A 17663-nucleotide genomic window follows, 5' to 3' on the forward strand; every position below is an offset into this window, starting at 1 on the left:
ACGACCGCTCGTCCGTCAGCCCATGGACGGGTCGCCCTTGATGAGGGCGAAGGTGGCGCCGAACGGGTCCTTCACCATGGCCAGGCGCCCGACGCCCGGCACGTCCATGGGCGGGAAGAGCGTCGTGGCACCGCGCTCGGTGGCGGCAGCGTAGGTCGCGTCGCAGTCCTCGACACCGAAGTACGGGTGCCACTCGGCGCCGGACCCGGCGTCGAGGTTCTCCTGCTGGAGCTGCATGAAGCCGCCGTGGCCCGCCTCGCCCACGTCCGCGGAACCGGCCGGGGCGACGACGGTGTACGGGGGGCCGTCATCACCCGACGGCATGTCCTGGTACTGCCAGGAGAACACGTCGCGGTAGAAGTCCTTGGCCGCGCCGGCGTCGGTCGTGTAGAGCTCGGTCCAGCACAGGGCGTTGGGCTGCATGACCGTCTCAAGACCCTGGACGTCACCGGGCTGCCAGACGGCGAACTGCGCGCCGGCCGGATCGGTGAACGCGGCCATCCGCCCCGAGGTGAAGACATCGCCCGGGGGAACGCGGACCGTACCCCCGGCCGTCTCCACCGCCTTGGCGACACCATCCGCGTCAGGGGTATGGAAGTAGATCGTCCAGGAAGGGGCGGCGCCGTCCTCGGTCAGTGGACCGGCAGCGGCCACGCTCTTGCCGTCGAGCTGGAAGAACCCGTAGCCGCCGCCTTCCGGCCCGGCGGACCGGAACGTCCAGCCGAACACACCGCCGTAGAACGCGGCGGCCGCGTCCACATCCGGCACACCGAGGTCCAGCCAGTTCGGCGCGCCCGGTACGTACGTCGTCGACAGCATGATCAGGCCTTTCGTGTACTGACGAATCCCGACGCAACGCAGCATGGCAGCCCGCACTGACAATCGCCGCTCGGCGCACGGTCTCCGCAGTTCGCAGGTGGTGCCGGTTACCCGAACTGGCCGGGCTGATAGTCGCCGGCGGGCTGCTGAACGAGGACGTTCACACGGTTGTAGGCGTTGATCAGGGCGATCAGGGACACCAGCGCGGCGAGCTGATCCTCGTCGTAGTACTTGGCCGCGTTCGCCCAGACCTCGTCCGAGACACCGCCGCCCGCGTCAGCGATACGGGTGCCCTGCTCGGTCAGCTCCAGCGCAGCGCGCTCGGCATCGGTGAACACCTTCGCCTCGCGCCAGGCGGCGACCATGTTGAGACGCGTCTGGTCCTCCCCGGCCGCCGTGGCGTCCTTGGTGTGCATGTCGGTGCAGAAGCTGCAGCCGTTGATCTGGCTGGAGCGGATCTTCACCAGCTCCTGAGTGGCAGCCGGAAGCGTCGAGTCCGTCACCACCTTCGAGCCCGAGTTGATGTGCTTCAGGACCTTGGCCGCGACGTGGTTGGCGAAGAGGTTGAGGCGGGCTTCTTCCATGGCGAGCTCCTGGTTCGTGCCGGTGGTTACATCCCTCTGACGGAGCGGCTCGGCACGATGTGACGAGTCCAGATGTGACGTGCGTCACACAGGCCTTCCGGGCCCGGGCGCCAGTGGTGAGAGCCCCGCCCTTGGCGTCCCGTTAGGCAGTCTGCACGTCCGGCCCAGGTATCGCATGACGGGAGCGCTGATCACGGAGAGGGAAGGAGGGGGGAAGAGAGCGCGATACCGGGCGCCGCCGTTCGTCAGCGGATACCAAGTGCCGTCCGGCAGACCGCGCTCGGCCGGATCCCGGTAGCTTGGCCCTATGCCCTCTGCACTTGTTGTCGGTTACGACCCTGAGGCGATTCCCGGCGTCGACGCGGGAGCCCTTCGCAAGAGTCTTGACGAGGAGTTGGACCGGTTCGGCGAGCACGGCATCGATGCGGCCATGGCGCTGGTCGTGTTCGACGATTCGGCCGAGTCCGTCCTCGTGGCGGCACTGACGGAGCGCCCGTGGGACGTGGCGGTCGTCGGCGGTGGGATCCGCAAGACCGAGCAGCTGCTTCCGCTCCTCGAAGAGATCATGAACCTGATCCGCATCCATGCGCCCCAAGCCGCGATCGCGTTCAACACGAACGGTGGCGACAGCGTCGAGGCGGCACAGCGCCGGCTGTGAGCCCGGCCGGCCCGAGAGTTGGGGTGGGACGGGTGCCCGAAGCGGCTAGGAAGCCTTCGGCAGGTTCAGGTCGCGGTTGATGGCGCGGGCCGCGCGCTCGACGGCCGCGACGCCGTTCTCCATGGTGCGGTTGTCGTGGGAGAGCACGGCCATCCCGTAGTCGTGACCGCCGCCGGTGAACACGCCGACGCTGTGCACACGCCAGCCGTTGGTCGAACGCTTCAGCCAGCCGTTCTTGACGTGAACGGTCGCCGTCCCGGGCGCGCCGGCCGGCGTTCCCCAGCGCTGATCCGGGACGACACGAGTCATGAGCCGCAGGGCGTAGCTCCGGGAGCGCGTGCCGAGAACGCTGTTGTCCGAGGTCAGCAGGCGGAGCAGCTTCACCTGGTCGCCCGCCGTGATCTGGGTGCGACCCCACGTGCCCTTCGGGCCGGGCACGGTGTCCCGCATTCCGGCCAGGTTCAGGAAGTGCTGGATGCCGTCATGGCCGACCTGGTGCCAGAGGGCGTTCGTGGCGGCGTTGTCCGACTTGGTGATCATGGCGGTGGTCAGGTCGACCTCGCGTGAGGTCAGGTGACGGTTCTCGTCGGCGACCTGGCGCAGCAGGGCTCCAAGAATCGTGACCTTGACCACGCTCGCCGAGTCGAAGGCCGTGTCGGCCCGGAACGCGCACGAGGTGTCCGTGGTCCGGTCGTAGAGCGCGAGCGCCGAGGCCTTGCCGTGCCCGTGGAGCGATGCGGCTATGTCGCGCTCCAGGCGGTCCGCCAGTCCGGGCCGGTGAGAGGTGCACGTCACCGGGGAGCCTTCGACGCTCGTGGCGGCAGTACTCGTACCCGCGGTGCTCGACTGTGCAGGGGTGGCGGCCATGAAGGCGGTGAGAGCCGAGCCGGCGGCCAGGACCGCGGCCAGTCCCTGCTTTGCGCGTCGCGTCAGCGGCATGTGCGTTCCCGGCATGGATGTTCCGTCCTGCTCTGTGTCGGCGGTCGCATCGGCAGTAGGTGCTCGCCGTCGGCGGCGAGGTCGACGTCCTGCGACACGGCCTGGGATTCGACCGATGCCCCACACCAGGGCTTCGCGCCCGCCGGCGGGGAGGTCCGTCCGTTGCACTCGGTGTGCGGCGCTTCCTCGCGCACACCGGGCGGTTGGCCGCCGGATGAGCGACCCGGATCCCGAATGACGGCGACGCTACAGGGAGGGAGGAGTCGACCGGGCGAAGCGTGAGCCGATATGCCAGCTATGGGCGTTTTTATGGCGTGTGATGTTGCTCATTGCCGGATTTGTCACCAGGGCTGCGATCGGCTCGGCGGACGGGGAGCGCAGGGAAGGGTGATGTGGCCGGTCAGGGGCGCGGACGCCGGGCCTCCTACGATGATCGACATGCACCCCGCGCCGGCTCTCCACCACCTTGGCAGCCCCTTCGTCAACTTCCGGGACTTCGACTTCGGCGAGGGCTCCCACGGGTACCGCTGGATCAGCACCAAGCGCTTCCGCCTCCCGATGGACGCGCCGGACGACCGAACCGTCCTGGCCGCCCTGATCGCGCACCCTCAGTTCCGGGACACGTACGACGGCACGGGAGTCCAGGACTGGCCGCGGCACGGGCAATGGTGGCTCGAGCGCATCACCCCCGGCGCCTACCAGGCAGTCGACGCCCTCACGGCAACCGAGCTCATCCGCACCTGGGCCGGCCGGTACGGCGACGTGCCGCAGGAGCTCGAAGCGCGTCTGGTGGAGCAGCACTACGCCCCGATCCGCACGGCGACCAGCCAATACGTACTGGGCGAGCCTCCCGATGATGCCCTCCACGACTACGGCCCCATCCACATCGACTTCCACGAACTGGTCCTCATCGACCGGCCCGCGGCCACCCTCACCCTGCTCGTGGCGGCGGACGACTAGAGCGTGGCGTGCGGGTGGTCGAACAGGCCGTACGCACAAGGGTGGTTGAACTGGCTGACTCGCATGCGTGGTTGAACAGACCACCCACGCAGCACCCGCACGAAGACGACACGCACCACCCTCCCGAATGCGCTTGTGCGCCCTTCCCGGCCCCCAATACCGTGCAGCGGTGGATCTCTTCTCACGCTCTTGGACGGCGTTGCGCACAGCCGTCGCCGAACTTCCGGACGAGGATTTCGAGCGGCCTTCCGGCTGTACGGGCTGGCTCGTGCGGGACCTCGTGTGCCACCTGGTCATCGGCGCCCAGGACGTTCTGATCACCCTGGTCACGCCGGCGGAATCCGAACCGACCGTGGACGCCGTCACGTACTGGGGCATCGTCGAACCCCCGACCGGCGAGGACCCGCTCGACGCGCTGGTCCCCCGGCTGGCCGCCGCTTACGGCGAGCCGCGGTGGCTCAAGTTCCACCTCGACGACGTCGGTTCCGCGGCGGGCCGCGCCGCCCGGCTCGCCGATCCCGCCGCCCGCGTCAGCACCCGCGACGAGGTGCTGACCGTCGGCGACTTCCTGTCCGCGTACGTCCTCGAATGGACCTTGCATCACCTCGACCTGATCGCCCACCTGCCGTCGGCCGCCCGGCTTCGCGCCGAGCCGCCCGCCGAGGCCCTCGCGGCGGTTCGCGCGACGCTGGAGAAGATCGCCGGGACCCCTTTCCCCTCCTCGTTCTCGGACAAGGACGCGCTCCTGATCGGCACCGGACGTCGCACACCGACCGACGAGGAGAAGGCCGCGCTGGGCGGCTTCGCCGCGAGGCTCCCGCTCGTCATCGGCTGAGCGGGATCGGTCCACGGGGCGGGCGCGAGTGACATGCCGTCGCGGCAGCGCGTCGTCCGAATCCCGCCAGCATTGGCTCACGCGGGCAGCGAATATCGGTAAGGCCGAAGGTGCCGGCCTGCGGCCGCACCCCTAGGGGCAGGACCTCGGGCCCGCCCCGCTCCGCCCCGTTCCGCCGCGCGAGAGACCCGTGACTTGAACCAGCCGCACCAGCACACCCCCGCCCCGGACACACTCTTCAGCGACGGCGTACCGGCCGCCGGCGCGCCACCCCGCATCCCGCACGACCCAACCGTCCCGGCACTCAGCGGACTCAACTGGGCTGACCTATATGGCCAGTTGAACGACCAAGGTGTCGCCGTCACCCCGCCTCTCCTGTCCCGCACACAGTGCCAGGAGATCATCGACACGTTCGGGGAACCCGCCCTGTTCCGGTCCACCGTGGTCATGCAGCGCTACCAGTTCGGCCGGGGCACCTACAAGTACTACGCCGACCCCACCGCCGTACCGCTCGTCCAGACCCTCCGCGAGCGGCTCTACCCGCCGATGGCGTGGATGGCCAACCAGTGGGCGCCTCAGCTCGGCGAACGCACCTTCCCCGGCACGCTGGACGAGCTGATCGACGAGTGCGCGGACAACGGGCAGAAGCGGCCGACCCCGCTGATCCTCCAGTACGGCCAGGGCGACTACGCCTGCCTTCACCAGGACATCTACGGCGACATCGTCTTCCCGCTGCAGATCGCCGTCATGCTCAACCAGCCCGGCGAGGACTTCACCGGCGGCGAGAACGTGTTCGTCGAGCAGCGCCCCCGCTTCCAGTCCCGCGCCATGGTGGTCAAACCGCAGCTCGGCCAGGGAATGATCTTCCCGGTCCGGCACCGCCCGATCCGCGGCAGGAACGGCTTCCGCCGGCACCCCATGCGGCACGGCACGAACGCCGTCGAGTCCGGACACCGCAACACCCTCGGCCTCATCTTCCACAACGCCCGCTGACGGCCCGTGCTCAGCCACCCCACCCCACCCCACGCCGCCGCCCCTCACGACAAGGCACCGACCCCCGTCAGGGCAATGTCCGAATCCCGCCAGACATAGCTGCGCATAAGGCGCAGAGTTGTTGGCAGTAGGACATCACCGTACGAGGAGATCCGGAAGGAACAGACCCATGACCGTCTACAGGACGCTCGACAGCCCGCTGGGTGAACTGCTGCTCGTGGGCGAGGAGTCGGCCACCGCGAAGGGCGGCACCGCACTTGCCGCGCTGACCGTACCGGGCCAGAAGAACGGCGCCCTCGTCAAGGACGACTGGGTCGAGGACGCGGACGCGTTCGCCGAGATCACCGCGCAGCTGCGCTCGTACTTCGACGGGGGGCTCACGCACTTCGACATCGAGTACGCCGGCAGCGGCTCGGAGTTCCAGCAGCGGGTGTGGAAGGCGCTCGAAGCCATCCCCTACGGCAGCACCCTGACCTACGGCGACGTCGCCGCGCGCATCGGAGCCTCGAAGGCCGCCGTCCGCGCCGTGGGTACGGCGATCGGCGCGAACCCGCTGCTCGTCGTACGCCCCTGCCACCGCGTGATCGGCGCGAACGGCGCCCTCACGGGTTACGCGGGTGGCCTTGAGCGCAAGCGGCAGCTTCTGGACCTGGAGGGCCTGCGTCAGACCGCATGAACGCAAGGCCCTGAACGCCGCCCCTACGGCTCCCCGGCTCCGAGGACACGCACGTCGACGGAGCCGGGGTGACACCTTCGACCCGAGGATCCTCACCATGCTGGACACCACCCGTCTGACGGGCCCGGTCGCGGACCGCGTCGCTCACGAGGAGTGGGGCGCCCTGGCCGACGAGCTCAACACTTACGGAAACGCCCCGACAGGCCGACTCCTCACGCCCGAGGAGTGCCGTCAGATCGCGGACCTCTACGACGACGCCGAACGCTTCCGCACCACCGTCGACATGGCCCGCCATCGTTTCGGCTCCGGGCAGTACCGCTACTTCACACATGAACTGCCGCACGTCGTACGCGAGTTGCGGAAGGCCTTCTATCCGCGGCTGCTGCCCATCGCCCGGGACTGGGCCGAGAAGCTCGACAGAATCGGGCCCTGGCCCGACTCACTCGACGAGTGGATCGAGATGTGCCACACGGCCGGGCAGGACCGCTCCGCGCAGATTCTGCTGCGGTACGGGCCCGGGGACTGGAACGCGCTGCACCGCGACGTGTTCGGTGACATGCTCTTCCCCCTCCAGGTCGTCATCGGCCTCGACGCGCCGGGAACCGACTTCACCGGTGGTGAGTTCCTGATGACCGAGCAGCGCGCCCGCGCACAGTCGAGGGGATCGTCCACCACCCTGCTCCAGGGCCACGGGCTGATCTTCACCACCCGCGGCCGGCCCGTCGCCTCCAAGCGAGGCTGGTCCAACGCCCCCATGCGGCACGGCGTGAGCACCGTGCGTTCCGGGCGACGGCGCACCCTCGGACTCGTCTTCCACGACGCGGCATGAACCCCGACGTCCCGCCCGCCCCGTACGAGCCTCGGCGCACATACGCACTGCTCGGCCGGGACGGCACGCCCTACCTGAGCACCACCCCGGGAGCGCTCGGCGGGCACCGTCGCGGGCGCCTGTACGGGCGTCTGGACTGCCCGTCCGCGCTGCGGGCCATCTCCCGAGGGCACTACGTGAAGCACCGGGTGTTCTTCCCGGACGAGGCCACCGCCGTCGCGGCCGGATTCCGGCCGTGCGCGGTCTGCCTGCCCGAGGAGTACGCCCGCTGGAGAGCCGACCGAGAGAGCACACACCACGCCATGAACAACCTCTCCGACCGGGAATCGTCCCGCTCGCCCCTGATCAGCCCTGCGGACCTGGCCGCGCACGGCGACCTGCCCCGCCCCTCGCCGCACACGGCGGCCGAACTCGCCGCACTCATACGGCTGTTGACGCTCCCCAAGTCCCGGATCGAGACCGTCACCGTGGGACACAGCCGTGACGAGGCGTCCAGCCAGGCCGCCGGCACGTTCGCCACCGCCTGGGCCGCGCGGGGCGGCAAGGTGCTCACGACGGTCGACTGGCCCGAGACCGCGGCCTCCTGGCTGCGGCCGGCCACCCGGCTCACTGCCGGACTCCCCGACGCATGGGTGGTGGCCGCGGCCCCGCTCGGCTTCGCCCAACTGGCCCGCCGCCTGCGCCACTCCACCGACTGGGACCCGTGCCGCACCTACGCGTTCGCCTCCCTCAACGACTCCCGCCTGCCGGCACTCACCGGCCCGGACACCCTGCACGGCCTGCGCGGAGCGACCGCCGACGGGGGCACATGGGAGATACGCCGCGGCTGGGTGACCACGTACGACCCCGCCGACTCGGCCTCATGACCGGGACCTCATGACCGGGGCGGCAACACCTCTCCGCGCGACGGAATGCGCGGCACTTCGTACAATTTGGCCCCGAACGATACCCTGCCCGGAACGCGCCGCGGTGGCGCCGAAGGAGTGTGCTCGTGCCAGGCCAACGATCCATCACCGAAGCCGAGAAGCTGGCAGAGGCGAAGCTCGGTGGAATGCCGGTCCGCCATGAACAGATGGCGGTGGTGGCCAACATCTACCGTGCCGCCTCGGCCGTCCGTCAGCACCTGGAGAACTCGGTCCTGCGCGAGGCCGACCTCACCTGGACCGCGTTCGTGGTGCTCTGGGTGATCTGGGTCTGGGGTGAGTCGGAGACGCGCCATGTGGCTGAGGAGGCCGGTATCTCCAAGGGCACCCTCACCGGGGTCTCCCGCACGCTGGAGGCGCGGGGCCTGGTCCGGCGTGCCGGGCACCCGAACGACGGCAGGCTCGTGCTGCTCAGCCTCACGGACGAGGGTGAGGAGCTGATGCGACGCGTGTTCCCGAAGTTCAACGAGGAAGAGGCCTTCGTCGCCGGGCAGCTCAGCGACGAGGAGTGCCGCAGCATCGCGGACGGGCTGCGCAGGGTGGTGCTCCAGGTCGAGGAGCACGGCGAGGAGCGCCGGCTCGCCCTCCTGGACGGCGCCGAGCCCGCCCCCCGCCGCAGCGGGCGCCGCCCCAAGGCCTGACCGGCGCCACGGGAGGCGCGTCAGTGAGCGCGCGCCGCCCGGACCAGGGCATCGAAGATGCCTTGCTGTGCCCCGTCCTCGTGTGCCGTGTCCTCCGGGTGCCACTGCACGGCAGTGAACCAGCCGCGCGCTTCCGGGAGTTCGAGCGCTTCCACCGTTCCGTCTCCGGCGCGTGCGGTGACACTGAGTCCGGAGCCGAGCCGGTCCACCCGCTGGTGGTGGTAGCAGGACGCGTCCACCTTCTCGGTCCCGGTGGCCTGTTCGAGAAGCGACAGGCACTCGATCTCCACCGGGTGCACAATGTGCCGGTGCTCGCTTTCGGGGCCGCCCATGTCCTGGTGCAGAGTGCCACCGAGCGCGGTGTTGACCACCTGGAGTCCCCGGCAGATGGCCAGTAGCGGTATCGCGGTGTCGAGGGCCTGGCGGGCGAGTTCGAGGTCGAAGGCGTCCTGGGTGTCGTCGACGTCGTAAACGCTGGCGTGTGCCGCGGTGGCTCCGTAGCGGTGTGGTGCGATGTCGCCGCCGCCGGGCAGGAGCAGGCCGTCGAAGCGGGCCAGCCGGGCGGCCACCTCGCCCGGGTCGGCGGTGCCGCCGGGTGCGTGTGGGTGGAGGGTGACCGGTTCCCCGCCGGCGTTCCAGACCGCCTCGATCAGGGTGCGGGCGTTGACCTCTGCGGCGTAGCGAAGTGCTGAGGTGGAGGCGGCGAAGCGGGCCGGTACGGCGATGAGGGGCCGGGCCGTCACAGCTGGATCCAGGTGGTCTTGAGTTCGGTGTACTTCTCGAGCGCGTGGGCGGACTTGTCCCGGCCGTTGCCCGATTGCTTCATGCCGCCGAAGGGCACAGTGAGATCGCCCTCCTCGTAGCAGTTGACCCACACCGTTCCGGCCTTGAGGGCGCGGGATACCTGGTGCGCTGTGGACAGGTCGGAGGTCCACAGTCCGGCGGCGAGTCCGTACTCGGTGGCGTTGGCCAGGGCGACGGCCTCGTCGAGGTCGTCGAAGGTGAGGACGGACAGGACGGGGCCGAAGATCTCTTCGCGAGCGAGCCGCATCCCTGGGTTCACCTCGTCGAAGACGGTGGGCTGCAGGAAGCTGCCGCCGGTGTCGGTCAGGGTGCGGGTGCCGCCGGTGCGCAGCCGGGCACCCTCGCTCGTGCCCGTGTCGATGTGGTCGAGTACGCGGCCGAGGTGGGCCTCGCCGACCAGGGCGCCCATCTCGGTGGCGGGGTCGAGGGGGTCGCCGACCCGCAGTTCGCCGGCCCGTCGCACGATCGCCTCGGTGACCCGTTCGGCGACGGAGGTGTGGACGAGGAGACGGGAGGGGGCGGTGCACATCTCGCCCTGGTTGAAGAAGATGCCCCAGGCGGCGGTCGCGGCCGCCTTCTCCAGGTCGGGGGCGTCGGGCAGGATGATGTTGGGCGACTTGCCGCCCAGTTCGAGCCAGACCCGCTTGAGGTTGGAGTCCGCGGCGTAGTGCAGGAAGTGCCGTCCGACGGCCGTCGACCCCGTGAAGGCGAGGACGTCGACGTCCGGGTGCAGTCCGATGGCACGCCCGGCGGTGGAGCCGTCACCGGTGACGACGTTCAGGACGCCGGGGGGCAGGCCCGCCTCGGTGGCCAGCCGCCCCAGTTGCAGCGCCGACAGGGGCGAGTTCTCGGACGGCTTGAGGACGACGGTGCAGCCGGCCGCGAGCGCCGGGGCGACCTTCCAGGAGGCGATGGTCAGGGGGAAGTTCCACGGGACGACCGCGCCGACCACTCCGGCCGGCTCGCGGGTGACGAGGGCGAGCGCGTCGGGCGCGGTGTGCGGGGACTCGTCGGTGAGCTTGTCGGCCAACTGCCCATAGAAGCGGAAGCTGTTGGCGGCGGCACGCAATTCGATGTCGTACGCGTCCGTGATGGGTTTGCCCATCTCCAGGCTCACGGTAAGGGCGAGGCTGTCGCGCCGTTCCTCCAGGAGGTCGGCGAGGCGGAGCAGTGCGCGGCCGCGGTCGGCGGGAGCGAGGCGGGCCCACGGGCCGGCGTCGAAGGCGCGGCGCGCGGCGGCCACCGCGGCGTCGACCTCGGCCGTGCCACCGTCCGCGACCTGTGCGAGGACCTGTCCGTCACGGGGTGACACGGCCGCGTAGGTTGCGCCGCCGCCCGCCTCGTCGGCGCCGTCGATGTGGTGGAAGCCGGACAGGTCCAGCTCCTTGGCGCGGCTCAGCCACTCGTCGTGGGTGAGTTCCAGCATGGTGTGGCCTCCGGCTCACTGAATGTGTTTGAGGTCAAAGGAAATCGCGCCCGCTTGCCGGGGTGCGCCGGCGACCTGTGCGCCGGGCGCACCCCGAGAGGGAACGGGCAGAGTCAGGCCGTCGCGGCCCGCGCACGAACCGCGCGGGCCGCGACGGCGCTCAGCACGAGGACGGCCGGGACGCTCAGCACGAGCCAGGTCGCCGTCTCGGCCGAACCGCCGATGAGCGTCGTGAAGTTGGCCAGGATCACCCAGATCGCGCCCCCGATTCCGAGCGCGCCCAGGGCCGGTGCGATCAGCGTGTTCCAGAGGCGGGTGTCGAGGCGCTGCCTGCGGAAGAAGACGATCACGGAGACCGACGTCAGGAAGTACAGCAGCATCATCGCGAGGACGGCCACGCCGCTGAACCAGGAGAAGAGGCTCAGCACGGGGTCCTTGCCGAGCAGCGCGAAGGGCATGACGAGCAGCAGCGCGAGCGCGGTCTGCACGGTGCCGGCGGCCCAGGGCGAGTGGCGCCGGTTGAGCGTACAGAGTCTGCGCGGGAGCACCCCTTCGCGGCCGAGCGAGAACAGGTAGCGGTTGGCGGAGTTGTGGAAGGCGAGGATGCCGGCGAAGAGCGAAGTGGCGAGCAGGACCGGCAGGACGTCGCCCGCCCAGCCGCCGAACAGGTCCGCGACGGGCGAGAGGACGAACACCACGCCGTCGCCGCCCGCCAGCGCCTTGCCTGCGGCCGCGGTGGCGTGCGAGGCCCCGTAGGCGGAGACGAGCATCCATGAGGTGAAGGCGAAGAAGCCGGTGACGACGGCGACGGACAGGTAAGTGGCGCGCGGAACGGTCTTCTTGGGCTCACGCGCCTCCTCTCCGTAGATCGCGGTGGCCTCGAAGCCGAACATCGACGCCACCGCGAACATCAGCGCCACCCCCGGTGCCCCTTGCAGCGCGGCCTTCGGCGAGAAGCTCTCGGCGAAGCCGAGCCCCTCCGGGCCGCCGCCCTTGACCAGGGTGACCAGCGCGAAGACGAGCAGGATGCTGAACTCGGCGAGGACGAAGACCGCGAGCACCTTGGCGCCCATCTCGATGCCGGCGGCGCCGAGCACCTGGACGATCACCATCGTGACCACGGCCCAGACCCACCAAGGCGCGTCGAGGCCCGTGTACTGCGCCACAAGCCCGCTCACGAGGGACCCGTAGAGCCCGTACATGGCGGCCTGGATCGTGCAGTAGGCGAAGAGTGCGACACCGGCGCTGCCGGTGCCCGTGGTCCGGCCGAGGCCCCTGCCTATGTACGTGTAGAAGGCGCCGGCGTCCACGACATGGCGACCCATGGCGACGAAGCCGACCGAGAAGAGGAAGATCACCGCCCCGGCCACGGCGTATCCGGCCGGGGCGCCCGCGCCGTTGCCCAGGCCGACGGAGATGGGGAGGGCGCCTGCGATGCCGGTCAGCGGCGCCTGCGCGGAGAGGACGAAGAAGAGGATGCCCACGACGCCGAGGGCGTTGGACTTGAGCTTGCCTGCTGTGGGCGGGTCCTGCACGGTCTGTTGCCTTGTGACCGTCTGACTGTCCACGCGGATCACCTGCCGGGGATGAGGGAGGGGCGATTCGTTTCAGGCCAAACGAGTTGCCCCATAGTCGGATGGGACCCGTCGTTTGGCAAGGCCCTGCGGGATGCTTCCGGCTGGGCTCCGCCTGTCCCTCGAACCCGTGGGTGGCGAAGGTCAGGCGTCTTCTTCGGAGTCGGCCCCGAGCCCGCGCAACAGGGACCTCAGCTCCTCCAGAGCGGCCTCGGTCATCTCCGGCTCGCCCAGCACGAGTTGGTGCAGGACGAGACCGTCGAGCGCGGCGAAGACGAGCCGCATGAGGGCCGGGCTCGCATCCTTCGGAAGCATGCGGTTCAACTCGCGCTGGGCCGCGTCGAAGTACTCGTCGTACAGGGTGCGCAGCGGCGGCAGCAGCTCCGGCCTCCGCCGGGACTCCAGCATCAGCTCGTACTGGAACGCCTGCAGGTCCGGGTTGGCGGCGACCATCTCCGACAGCCCTGCCGAGAAGTCCGCGGTCCTGCCGGTGCCGGACTCCATGGCGCTGGTGTGCAGGCTGGTGTGCACCGTGTGGGCCAGCGCCGCCTCGATGAGGGCGTCACGGGAACCGAAGTGGTGCACGACCAGACCGTGGGTGACACCGGCCTCCTCCGCGACGGCGCGGTAGGTCAGTTTGCGCAGGCCACCACGGGCCACCACCCGCACGGCCGCGCTCAGCAGCGCGTCACGGCCCGCTCCGTAGTCCAGCCGTTTGCGCGCCCCGCCACGAGGGCTTCGGCTCTTCTTCTCGTCTGGCGCTTCGGCGGATTCGGTCACGTCAGGGACCCTACCTAGCCCGCGGTGGCTGCCGGTCGATTGCGCAGCACCGCGCTCGGGGCGCCGCGCCGGGCGGCTTCGGAGTCGACCCGGCACGACGCGGTTCGTGATCCGTCAGCCCCGGCGGGGCGGGCGGATGCCGCGGAACTCCCAGTCGCCGCCCAGCGCGGTGGACAGGACTTCCTCGGACTCGGTGGGCTGGGCACCCACGTCGGAGAGGATCGCGGTGGGGCCGGTGACGATGTGGTTGGTCAGCCGCCCCAGGCCCTCCACCTCCACCTCGACGACATCACCGGGCTGTACGGGACGGGAGTTGGCCGGTGTGCCGGACAGCAGCACGTCGCCGGGGTACAGCGTGATGGTGCGGGCGATGTCGGCCACGAGGTAGTGCATGTCCCACTCCATCTCCGCCGTGGAACCGTCCTGCACCACCTCTCCGTTGACGTAGGTGCGGAGGTACTTGTCGTGGAAGTCCCAGTCGGTGACCAGGCCCGGGCCGAGCGGGCACAGGGTGTCGGAGCCCTTCACCCGCAGCATGGAGCCGGCGTCGGTGTCGCGGAAGTCGTGCAGGCCGTAGTCGTTGGCGATCGTGTAGCCCGCGATGTACTCCCCCGCGTCGGCCGGCGAGATGTTGCGCGCCGTCCTGCCGATCACGATGGCGACCTCGCCCTCGTAGTTGAGCCACTTGCAGCCCTCGGGGCGCACGATCGCGCCCTTGTGGGAGTTGAGGGCCGAGGTGGGCTTGTGGAAGTAGGTCGGGGTGGGCGTGAGCTCGATCTCGAACTCGTCGACGCGGCTGCGGTGGTTGAGATGGACGGCGACGACCTTGGAGGGGACGACCGCGGGAAGGTGCTGGGCATCCTCCACCTTGACGCGGCGGCCGTCGCCGGCGACCAGTTCGTCGTCCTCACGGAGGACCTGGACGGCCGCGCCGTCCAGGAGGATGCGGCGGTACTCGGGCATGAGAGGGCTCCTAGGCGCGGCTGTGGGGGTTGTGCGGTGCGGGGTGTGCGGGCAGGCCGTTGCCGGTCCAGCCGCCGGCGGGGCGGTCGAACCACAGGTGGACCTGGCCGGTGCCGATCGAGTTCTCGTACTCGCCGTACTGGCGCGCCCTGGCGACGCAAGCGCGCTCGCCGAGGGCGCCCGCCATCATCAGGTAGTGGAAGAACTTGGCCTCGGGCTTGAACTTCCAGAACTCGTCCATCGTGTCGAGGACCTTGTCGTGACGGCCCTCCTTGAACCAGGCGATGCGTTCGTGGTCGGCCTGGCGCGCCTCGGCGGTGAAGATGTGCGCGGGGTCGCTCGATTCGTGGTCGCGCAGTTGCCGCAACGGCCAGAAAGTGTGCGACAGGGCGCCCGAGGCGATGAGCAGGACGCGGCGGCCCGGGGTGGCGGCGATGCCGTCGGCGAGCGCTCGCCCGAGGCGCAGGTGGTCCTCCATGTCACCGGTCTGGCAGACGCCGATGGTCACCCACTTCTTGTCGGGCAGGCCCTCGCCGAGGAACTTCCACAGGTTGGTCGTGGCGTAGTAGATCGGCAGGTACGGGTCGTCGATCGCGGTGATCCAGGTGCCGTGCTTGTCGGCGAACCTGGCTATGTTCCCGGCGAGTTCGGGGTCGCCCGGGAAGTCGTAGGGCATCCGGCACATGCCGCGGGGCAGCTCTTCGGAGGTGAAGAGGCCTGCCCGGCGCTGCTGGGCGGTGACGACGAATTCGACGGTGGTGGCCCAGTGCGAGTCCAGGACGACGACGGTGTCGTACTCCTGGGAGGCATCCCCTTCGAAGACCTCGCGCCGCAGTTCGTTCAGGCCGGTGACGAGGGTGATCTCCTTGCCCTCGTTCAGTTCCAGGCGCGTCTCCTGCGGGAGTACGACGGTGGGCACGTGGGCGAGCAGCCCCGCCCCGACGATCTCACCCATGGTCCCGCCAACCCTTCGGCGCCGTCACGGTGTTCTTGAGGTCGCAGTAGAAGTCGAAGCTCCAGGTGCCTCCCTCGCGGCCCACCCCGGAGTGCCGGGAGCCGCCGAAGGGCGCCTGGAGGTCGCGTACGAAGAAGCAGTTGACCCAGACCGTGCCGGCGACGAGCCGGTCGGTGACGCGCTCGGCGCGCCCGCGGTCGCCGGTGGCGACGGTTGCGGCGAGCCCGAAGCGGGTGTCGTTGGCCAGGCGGACCGCCTCGTCCTCGTCGGCGAACGTCTGCAGGGTCAGGACGGGGCCGAAGACCTCCTCCTGCACGATCTCGGAGTCCTGGGCGACATCGGTGAGCAGGGTCGGCGCGTAGTACTGGCCTTCGCCCCGTCGGCCGCCGATGACGGCGCGGGCCCCGGCTGCGAGGGCCCGCTGCACGAAGCCGTCGATCTTCTCCAGCTGGCGGGGGTGGATGTTGGGGCCGATGTCGGTGGTCTCGTCGCGCGGGTCTCCCTGCCGCAGGGCCGAGGCCTTCTCGGTGAAACGTCGGGTGAACTCCTCCGCGATCGTCTCCTCGACGAGGATGCGGGTCGCGGCCAGGCACACCTGTCCCGCGTTGTCGTACTGCTCCACGGCCAGGTCGACGGCGAGGTCGAGATCGGCGTCGGCGAAGACCAACAGCGGTGACTTCCCGCCGAGTTCGAAGCTGGCGGGCACCAGGTGGGCGGCTGCCGCCGCGGCGATGGTCTTCGCGGTGGGCACCGATCCGGTGAAGCTGATGCGGCGCACGTCGGGGTGGGAGACGAGGGCGCTGCCTACCTCGGCGCCGTAGCCCTGCACGACGTTCAGGACCCCGGCGGGCAGTCCGGCCTCGGCGGCTATGTCGGCGAACAGGGAGGCGGTGAGGGGCGACCACTCGGCGGGCTTGAGGATCACGGTGTTGCCGGCGGCGAGCGCCGGGGCGATCTTCCAGGTGGCGAGCATCAGCGGTGCGTTCCACGGGGTGATCAGCACGCAGGGGCCCGCCGGGTCCCAGCTGACGTGGTTGGTGTGGCCGCGGGTGTCGAAGTCGTCGTGGCCGAGGCCCACGAGCCAGTCCGCGAAGAAGCGGAAGTTGTGTGCCACGCGGGGCATGACTCCGCGCCGGTGCGAGCGCAGCAGGGCGCCGTTGTCGTGGGTCTCGACGATCGAGAGGTCCTCGATGCGCTTCTCGACGGCGTCGGCGACGGCGTGCAGGATCCGGGCCCGTTCTGCGCGCGGGGTGGCCGCCCAGCCGGGGAAGGCCGCGCGGGCCGCGGCGACGGCGGCCGAGGCTTCTGCCGCCGTACCGCGGGCCATCTCGCCGAGGACGCTCCCGTCGATCGGCGAGACGTCCGCGAAGGTGTCGGCGGAGGCGACGCGTTCGCCGCCGATCCAGTGCCGGGTGTCGACGGTGACACCGGCCACGGTGAGGGTGTGTTCGCTCATGTCCAGTCTCCAAGTGGCAGGTAGTGGGTGGGAGTCACTCGGCTCCGGAGGTGCCGGACTCGAGCAGCGTGCCGCCGTCCCACACGACGCCGACCTGCCGGTGGTAGGCGGCGATCGGCTCCCTGATCTCCAGTCGGGCCAGCTCCTCGGTGGGCGCTTCGAACAGCTCCAACTCCGCCTCACCGACCCATGGTTGACCCGCCTCGAAGGACGCGGCGCCGGTCTCGATCAGCTCATCGAGAGCCAGTCCCTTGCCCTTCTCGATGGAGGGCAGCCAGCGGTGGTGGGCCATCGGGTGGCTGTTGACGAAGCCGTTGGTCTCGGACGGTTCGCGCAGGGTGACCACGGCCTGCGCCAGGCGGCGGTCGGCCGCGGCGAGGGTCGCGCCGAAGCGGGCGCCGGCTTCGATCCGCGGGGCGGGCCCGTAGGGGTGCGGGCGGGTCTGGTGGATGGAGCCGAGCTTCTTCGGGTAGCCCTGGTGCAGGCCGCGCGCGACGGCGAAGTCCTTGTCGACCCAGATGTACACGCAGCGCGAGTAGGTGCGCCCCTTGTACTGGCAGCGCACGACCGCGAAGGCCTCCTTGTACTGGGCGAGCACGGGGTCGAGCAGTTGGCTCCCGTCCGCGGCGCAGGACTGCCAGTCGGCCCAGATCAGCGCGACAGCGCCGGGGTCCTCGTCGGCCAACTCCAAAGGTTCAGGGAGGAGTTCACGCACCCGGGCGGGGTCGGTGCGGTACTCGACGGTGAGCAGGTCGCCGGAGTAGTGCCACGGCGGGGAGGGGATCAGCGAGGCGTCGCCGGTCGCCGTCTTGGGGTGGAAGTAACCACGGACGCTGGCCATGACTGGG

General features: G+C 70.2%; 19 protein-coding genes. 8 read left to right on the plus strand and 11 right to left on the minus strand.

What is annotated here, in order from left to right; genetic code table 11:
- Positions 1-15 precede the first annotated feature (15 nt).
- A complete protein-coding gene (locus OG698_RS03820) occupies positions 16-819 on the minus strand; it encodes a VOC family protein (protein ID WP_406101405.1) in 804 nt (267 codons plus the stop codon).
- Between the two features lie 107 nt (positions 820-926).
- Complete coding sequence (locus OG698_RS03825) at positions 927-1403, minus strand: carboxymuconolactone decarboxylase family protein (RefSeq protein WP_329565667.1); 477 nt, start codon at positions 1401-1403, stop codon at positions 927-929.
- 307 nt (positions 1404-1710) lie between these two features.
- On the opposite strand from OG698_RS03825, the gene OG698_RS03830 reads away from it, so the two are divergent.
- Positions 1711-2061 carry a hypothetical protein gene (locus tag OG698_RS03830; protein ID WP_406101406.1) on the plus strand — a complete coding sequence of 117 codons (351 nt, stop codon included), beginning with the start codon at positions 1711-1713 and terminating at the stop codon, positions 2059-2061.
- Between the two features lie 45 nt (positions 2062-2106).
- On the opposite strand, the gene OG698_RS03835 is transcribed toward OG698_RS03830, so the two are convergent.
- Complete coding sequence (locus OG698_RS03835) at positions 2107-3000, minus strand: serine hydrolase (RefSeq protein WP_406101407.1); 894 nt, start codon at positions 2998-3000, stop codon at positions 2107-2109.
- Between the two features lie 438 nt (positions 3001-3438).
- On the opposite strand from OG698_RS03835, the gene OG698_RS03840 reads away from it, so the two are divergent.
- From OG698_RS03840 to OG698_RS03870, 7 genes are all read left to right on the plus strand, one after another.
- Positions 3439-3960, plus strand: a complete 522-nt coding sequence (locus OG698_RS03840; RefSeq protein ID WP_406101408.1) for a hypothetical protein — start codon at positions 3439-3441, stop codon at positions 3958-3960.
- A gap of 169 nt (positions 3961-4129) precedes the next feature.
- Positions 4130-4795 (plus strand): maleylpyruvate isomerase N-terminal domain-containing protein, encoded by a 666-nt coding sequence (locus OG698_RS03845; RefSeq protein WP_406101409.1) that lies wholly within the window; start codon positions 4130-4132, stop codon positions 4793-4795.
- A gap of 195 nt (positions 4796-4990) precedes the next feature.
- Positions 4991-5788: a 2OG-Fe(II) oxygenase gene (locus OG698_RS03850; protein WP_406101410.1), complete on the plus strand. Its 798-nt coding sequence runs from the start codon at positions 4991-4993 to the stop codon at positions 5786-5788.
- Between the two features lie 169 nt (positions 5789-5957).
- Positions 5958-6464 (plus strand): methylated-DNA--[protein]-cysteine S-methyltransferase, encoded by a 507-nt coding sequence (locus OG698_RS03855; RefSeq protein WP_406101411.1) that lies wholly within the window; start codon positions 5958-5960, stop codon positions 6462-6464.
- 97 nt (positions 6465-6561) lie between these two features.
- Positions 6562-7293 (plus strand): 2OG-Fe(II) oxygenase, encoded by a 732-nt coding sequence (locus OG698_RS03860; RefSeq protein WP_406101412.1) that lies wholly within the window; start codon positions 6562-6564, stop codon positions 7291-7293.
- Positions 7290-8159, plus strand: coding sequence for an Ada metal-binding domain-containing protein (locus tag OG698_RS03865; RefSeq protein WP_406101413.1), 870 nt, complete (start codon positions 7290-7292; stop codon positions 8157-8159). Before OG698_RS03860 ends, OG698_RS03865 begins: the two co-directional genes overlap by 4 nt.
- A gap of 125 nt (positions 8160-8284) precedes the next feature.
- Positions 8285-8857, plus strand: a complete 573-nt coding sequence (locus OG698_RS03870; RefSeq protein WP_406101414.1) for a MarR family winged helix-turn-helix transcriptional regulator — start codon at positions 8285-8287, stop codon at positions 8855-8857.
- Between the two features lie 20 nt (positions 8858-8877).
- On the opposite strand, the gene OG698_RS03875 is transcribed toward OG698_RS03870, so the two are convergent.
- From OG698_RS03875 to OG698_RS03910, 8 genes are all read right to left on the minus strand, one after another.
- Positions 8878-9600: a gamma-glutamyl-gamma-aminobutyrate hydrolase family protein gene (locus OG698_RS03875; protein WP_406101415.1), complete on the minus strand. Its 723-nt coding sequence runs from the start codon at positions 9598-9600 to the stop codon at positions 8878-8880.
- On the minus strand, positions 9597-11087 hold the full coding sequence (locus OG698_RS03880) for an aldehyde dehydrogenase (RefSeq protein ID WP_406101416.1): 1491 nt from the start codon (positions 11085-11087) through the stop codon (positions 9597-9599). Before OG698_RS03880 ends, OG698_RS03875 begins: the two co-directional genes overlap by 4 nt.
- A gap of 113 nt (positions 11088-11200) precedes the next feature.
- Positions 11201-12655: an APC family permease gene (locus tag OG698_RS03885; protein ID WP_406101417.1), complete on the minus strand. Its 1455-nt coding sequence runs from the start codon at positions 12653-12655 to the stop codon at positions 11201-11203.
- A gap of 150 nt (positions 12656-12805) precedes the next feature.
- Entirely contained in the window at positions 12806-13441 is a 636-nt protein-coding gene (locus OG698_RS03890; RefSeq protein WP_406101418.1) for a TetR/AcrR family transcriptional regulator, read from the minus strand.
- Positions 13442-13555: 114 nt separating this feature from the next.
- Entirely contained in the window at positions 13556-14404 is an 849-nt protein-coding gene (locus OG698_RS03895) for a fumarylacetoacetate hydrolase family protein (protein ID WP_406101420.1), read from the minus strand.
- 10 nt (positions 14405-14414) lie between these two features.
- A complete protein-coding gene (locus tag OG698_RS03900) occupies positions 14415-15359 on the minus strand; it encodes a 3,4-dihydroxyphenylacetate 2,3-dioxygenase (protein WP_406101422.1) in 945 nt (314 codons plus the stop codon).
- Complete coding sequence (locus tag OG698_RS03905) at positions 15352-16815, minus strand: aldehyde dehydrogenase (protein ID WP_406101424.1); 1464 nt, start codon at positions 16813-16815, stop codon at positions 15352-15354. The genes OG698_RS03900 and OG698_RS03905 overlap by 8 nt, the downstream gene beginning before the upstream one ends.
- Positions 16816-16849: 34 nt before the next feature.
- Positions 16850-17656 carry an acetoacetate decarboxylase family protein gene (locus OG698_RS03910; protein ID WP_406101425.1) on the minus strand — a complete coding sequence of 269 codons (807 nt, stop codon included), beginning with the start codon at positions 17654-17656 and terminating at the stop codon, positions 16850-16852.
- Positions 17657-17663: the final 7 nt, after the last annotated feature.

This window comes from Streptomyces sp. NBC_01003 (genome assembly GCF_045162695.1).
In the GTDB taxonomy this organism is placed as follows: Bacteria; Actinomycetota; Actinomycetes; order Streptomycetales; family Streptomycetaceae; genus Streptomyces.